This window comes from Deltaproteobacteria bacterium CG11_big_fil_rev_8_21_14_0_20_49_13 (assembly GCA_002796305.1).
Lineage (GTDB): Bacteria > UBA10199 > UBA10199.
In genome coordinates this window covers 1,262-6,068 of sequence record PCWZ01000032.1, presented here as the reverse complement: position 1 = coordinate 6,068, position 4,807 = coordinate 1,262, and the positions used below count along the sequence as shown (strand labels likewise).

General features: G+C 48.7%; 3 protein-coding genes. 2 read left to right on the top strand and 1 reads right to left on the bottom strand.

Annotation, left to right across the window (positions count from 1 at the left end; all coding sequences use genetic code 11):
* Window positions 1–107: 107 nt before the first annotated feature.
* Window positions 108–764, bottom strand: coding sequence for a hypothetical protein (locus tag COV46_02645; GenBank protein PIR17803.1), 657 nt, complete (start codon window positions 762–764; stop codon window positions 108–110).
* 85 nt (window positions 765–849) lie between these two features.
* Between COV46_02645 and COV46_02640 the strand changes: the two genes are divergently transcribed.
* Window positions 850–3,030: a hypothetical protein gene (locus tag COV46_02640; GenBank protein PIR17802.1), complete on the top strand. Its 2,181-nt coding sequence runs from the start codon at window positions 850–852 to the stop codon at window positions 3,028–3,030.
* A 149-nt stretch (window positions 3,031–3,179) separates the two neighbouring features.
* Window positions 3,180–4,700 (top strand): hypothetical protein, encoded by a 1,521-nt coding sequence (locus COV46_02635; GenBank protein ID PIR17801.1) that lies wholly within the window; start codon window positions 3,180–3,182, stop codon window positions 4,698–4,700.
* Window positions 4,701–4,807 lie beyond the last annotated feature (107 nt).

Sequence of the window (4,807 nt, the reverse complement as noted above, 5' to 3'; positions counted from 1 at the left end):
GGGGCGCGGCAATCTCTAAGCAAACACTTGATTTATGGAGATTGCTTCGGTCACTACGCTCCCTCGCAATGACACGCCAATGGTTTTTTAGAGGTGCCCTATATACATTATCGGCTGTTTGTCCCCCCGGTGTTGCTAGGCAGATTTTTCAACAAAACCGCCGCATTGCGACCTTGGGATGTGCTACCATCGGGATCAAGCTCTTTGGCCCTTAACCAATATGACCTTGCGGATTCTATGTCCTTGTTGGCATTAAAGGCCCTCACACCTTGGGAGTAGTTGTATTCTACCTCGCGCGCAAGGTCGGCGCCTAGATCTGCAACCTTATTTTTCGAAGATAAGATGATCATTCCGGCAACAATAACTATCGAACCGAAAAGAACGGCCCAGATGAGCCATTTATTCCCCTTTTTCCCCTGGAGAGGCTTGCCATCGATGAACTCAAAGACTATATCGCCCATCTTTATACGGTCGCCGTTTTGAAGCTCAACTTCCTGTATCTTCTCACCGTTTATCTTTGTACCCTTGAAACTGTTGAGGTCGCTCAAAATGAAATGGCCGTCTATAAAATTAAGGACCGCGTGCTTTCTTGAAACGGAACGGTCATCCAGCACAAGGTTGTTGTTGCCGCTCCTGCCTATGAAGAAGGTCTCTTTTATAACTGGAATTTCTTTTCCGGAACTTTTGCCGCCAACAAAGCGGAACTTGACCTCTCTTCCGAAGGGCGATGGGACCTTTTGAGTGAGAGATTTCTCGGTTGCCATTAGTTATTATGTCATTCTGAGCATAAGCGAAGAATCCCCAATATTCAATCGAACACATGAGATCCTTCGGGACTTCGCGCTCAGGATGACCCGACCCCTGGCCGGGTCATTTTTCCTTTTACGTTTCGGGCATTTTACCTTATATTGCGCCGGTATGCCAGAAAATAGAGAGAAAGACAACCTCCCTGAAATAAGGACCTCGCTCGGTCAATATTTTCTTCAAAAAAAGATAGCTCAAGGGGGGATGGCGGAGATATTCAAAGGTATCTCGTCCGACATTCACGGCACCAAGAAGACCGTCGTAATAAAGAAGATCCTTCCGCACATAGCCGCCAACAAGGAATTCGTCGACATGCTGGTCTCCGAGGCAAAGATAGCCGTACAGCTCTCGCACGGCAACATAGCGCAGATCTTCGATCTTGGCAGGACCGGTCAGGATTATTTCATGGTGATGGAGTTCGTCGACGGCAAGTCACTTTCGCAGATAAACAAGAGATGCTTAAAGGATGGCGAGCTCATTCCCTTTCAATATATACTCTACTTCATATCGGAAGTTGCGTCCGGCCTTGATTACATGCACAGAAAGACAGATGAGGCCGGTAATTCCTTAGGGATAGTCCACAGGGACATAAGCCCGCAGAACATCATAGTCTCTTACTCCGGGACCGTTAAAATAATCGACTTTGGCATAGCAAAATCCGCATTCAAGTCAGATGCTACGGAATCCGTGGTGCTTAAAGGAAAATTCGCCTACATGTCCCCCGAACAGGCGCGCGGCGAAGTTATAGACGGCAGAAGCGACATCTTTTCCCTTGGCGTAATACTTCATGAACTGGCAATAGGCAGAAGGCTCTTTAAAGATAAGGACAACAAGCAGACGATAAAAAACGTTCGCAAGGCTATAGTTGAACCGCCTTCCACCTATAATAAGGAGATACCTAAGGAATTCGACGACATTGTAATGAAGGCGCTCTCAAAGGACGTTAAGAAGAGATACCAGAACGCCGGCGAGATGCGCGATGACATTATAAAGCTTTTGTATACACGTTCCCCCGATTTCAAATCTTCACTGGTCGTCAACTTTGTGAGGAAGCTCTTTGGCGAAGATTATATAGAGGCTGAAGAAGAACGTGAAAAGGAGAACACTCCCCTTTTGATAGTCGATCAGACACAGGCGACCATCGACATAGGTTCTACGCACATAATGAAGGACTTCATGCTGGAAGATCCGGAAGAAGAACCGAAAGAGGAATTAGGCGAAGAAATTTTACCGGAGCTTAAGATAAAGCAAAGACCCGAATGGAAAAAAAAATTTCGTTATTTTCTCGATAAGAATCACTTTCTTTTGAAATATATCAGCCGTTCTATAATGGCCATATGGCTCATAGCGGTGTTAGTCATTGCCGGCCACGCACTTGGTTGGTGGAAAGAATGGGCACAGTTCTTCGAGGCAAAGAGTTTAACTCCCGAAACAACCGGAAAGGTCCCGGACGTTACCCCAAAATTCACAACGCTCAATATAAGTTCCGCACCGGAGGGAGCGATCATCTACATAGATGACATAACAACAAAGCACAGGACCCCCGTCACCCTCACAGATATCAAGGCCGACGGAAAGGCTCACACAATAGGCATCTATCTTGAGGGTCACAAATTTTTCAGCGCAACCTTTACCGCCACTCCGGACGAGACAATAAGATTCTCCCCGATCCTGGAGATCGCTTACGGTGAACTTCAGATAATGTCCAACCCCGACGATGCCAACGTGCTTATAAACGGAGAGATGGTCGGCAAAACACCTTTCAAAAAGGAAGGAATAGAGCCCAACTCTATTTTAAAGATAGCGGTGGCAAAGGACGGCTTCACCCCGCTTGACGAAGAGATAAAGGTAAGTCCCGGCAAGGCCTCTGTGTTAAGGGTAGACCTGATGCGCCTGCCATGGAAGCTCTATGAGACGTCTATGCCTATTCCAAAGCTAGAGGCTGCTCCTCAGGAAACCACAAAGGTTGAACCGGAAAGGGATGTTCTTTCTGCGGAGGACATATTGGAGCGTAAAAAGACCGAAGGCCCAACCCCAAGATCATCGTTCTCCATTACAGAGATACCTCTCCTTCCCGCCGAACCCGTGGCTCCGCCGCCGCAGATTTCTGAAACCACTTTTGAACAACCTTTACCTACTCCTGAAGATGCCTTTGCCCCCTCCCAACCCGGCGCGCCGGCACCTGACACAAGAGATAAAAAGCTAGAAATTGACTACTCTAAGTGATCAACTGTCCAATTTCCGACACCTTTAATCTAAATTCAGAAATGTTTAAATATAGGAGTGTAGAAGTTATTTTTAATCAACTTAAGCACTTACGCACTTGCGCACCTACGCACTTATTTTTGGCACGATTCTTGCTTATCCAATCCAGCATGTTCGCAAAAATTAAATCGGCAACCTTGTACGGAGTTGACGCACTTATCGTAAATGTGGAGGTCGATCTTTCAAAGGGACTCCCTGGCTGGCAGATAGTCGGGCTCCCGGAGACCATGATAAAGGAAAGCAAGGAGCGTGTCGCCGCTGCTATCAGAAATTCGGGATTTGAGTTCGGTAGCAAAAAAACGACGATAAATCTGGCGCCGGCAGATATCAAGAAACACGGCACGGCGTTCGATCTCCCTATTTCGGTGGGTCTTCTTGCGGCTGCGGGCATGTATTCCCCGGAAGAAACCAAAGGATGGCTCTTTGCCGGCGAACTTTCACTGACAGGCTCCCTCACCACTATTCCTGGAGTCATTTCATTTGCCATCGCCGCAAGGAACGCTGGTCTAAAGGGAGTTATCGTTCCAGTCGGCAATCTTAACGAGGCTTCACTTGTAAAGGGACTGGAAATAGTGGGTGCCGAAAATCTGACCGATGTTGCAAGTTTTTTAAAGGATGGGGTCAGACCGAAAAGCGCCGGCCCAGCAGCCACCGTTATTTCAAAGGATTATCACGTAGATCTTTCAGACATCAAGGGACAGCAGACCGCAAAACGGGCGCTTGAGATAGCAGCCGCAGGCGGGCATCATGTGATTCTCCACGGACCACCGGGTACCGGGAAAACGATGCTCGCGGAGAGACTGCCTACCATACTTCCCCCTCTGGATTATGAAGAGGCATTAGAGACAACGAGGATATACAGTATCTTCGGGCTCGTAAATAGAGAGAGTCCGCTTATCACCGAAAGACCTTTTCGAGCGCCCCATCACTCCGCATCCTATGCCGGACTTGTGGGTGGCGGCTCAGGCGTTCCAAAACCGGGCGAAATATCGCTGGCCCATCAGGGTGTGCTTTTCATGGATGAACTGCCGGAGTTCAGAAAGGACCTGCTTGAATGCCTCCGTCAGCCGCTTGAGAGCGGTAAGATCCATATCACGCGTTCCGGAACTTCGCTCACATACCCCGCCCGCTTCATGCTGGTGGCGGCAATGAACCCCTGCCGGTGCGGATACTTTGGCCATCCGGTTAAGGCATGCATATGCGGGGTCGGCGACATTCAAAGATACCGGCGAAAGATATCGGGTCCGCTACTGGACAGGTTGGACATGCACGTATCTGTGCCTCCTGTACCGACCCATGAGATGAGAACGGGGAGCGGTGAATCGTCCGCATCGGTTCGCGCAAGGGTTCTGACCGCAAGAAAGAGACAGAACGAAAGATACAAGAACCTGAACATTAAATGTAACGCCGAGCTTGGCGTAAGAGGAATAAGAGAGTTCTGCAAGGTAGGAAACGATGCCCATGCGTTCCTTGCAAAGCTCATGGACAAGATGAACCTCTCTGCGCGCGCGTATGACAGGATCTTGCGAGTTTCAAGGACGATCGCGGATATCGAAGGGGCGGAATCCATCAATATGCAGCACCTGCTCGAAGCAGTGCAGTACAGAGGCCTTGACCGGGAGATATACTGAAGCGGCCAAGAGATTCGAAGAGATGGAGGTTTGGCAACCAGCGAGAAGGCTGGTAAATGAGGTCTATGATATTGAGCTAAGATCAGGTTGTTCTTTTGCAAATCAGA

Bases quoted from the DNA above. Each gene is read 5' to 3' on its own strand.
- COV46_02640 (PIR17802.1), top strand. From the start codon at position 850: ATGACCCGACCCCTGGCCGGGTCATTTTTCCTTTTACGTTTCGGGCAT.
- COV46_02645 (PIR17803.1), bottom strand. From the start codon at position 764: ATGGCAACCGAGAAATCTCTCACTCAAAAGGTCCCATCGCCCTTCGGA.
- COV46_02635 (PIR17801.1), top strand. From the start codon at position 3,180: ATGTTCGCAAAAATTAAATCGGCAACCTTGTACGGAGTTGACGCACTT.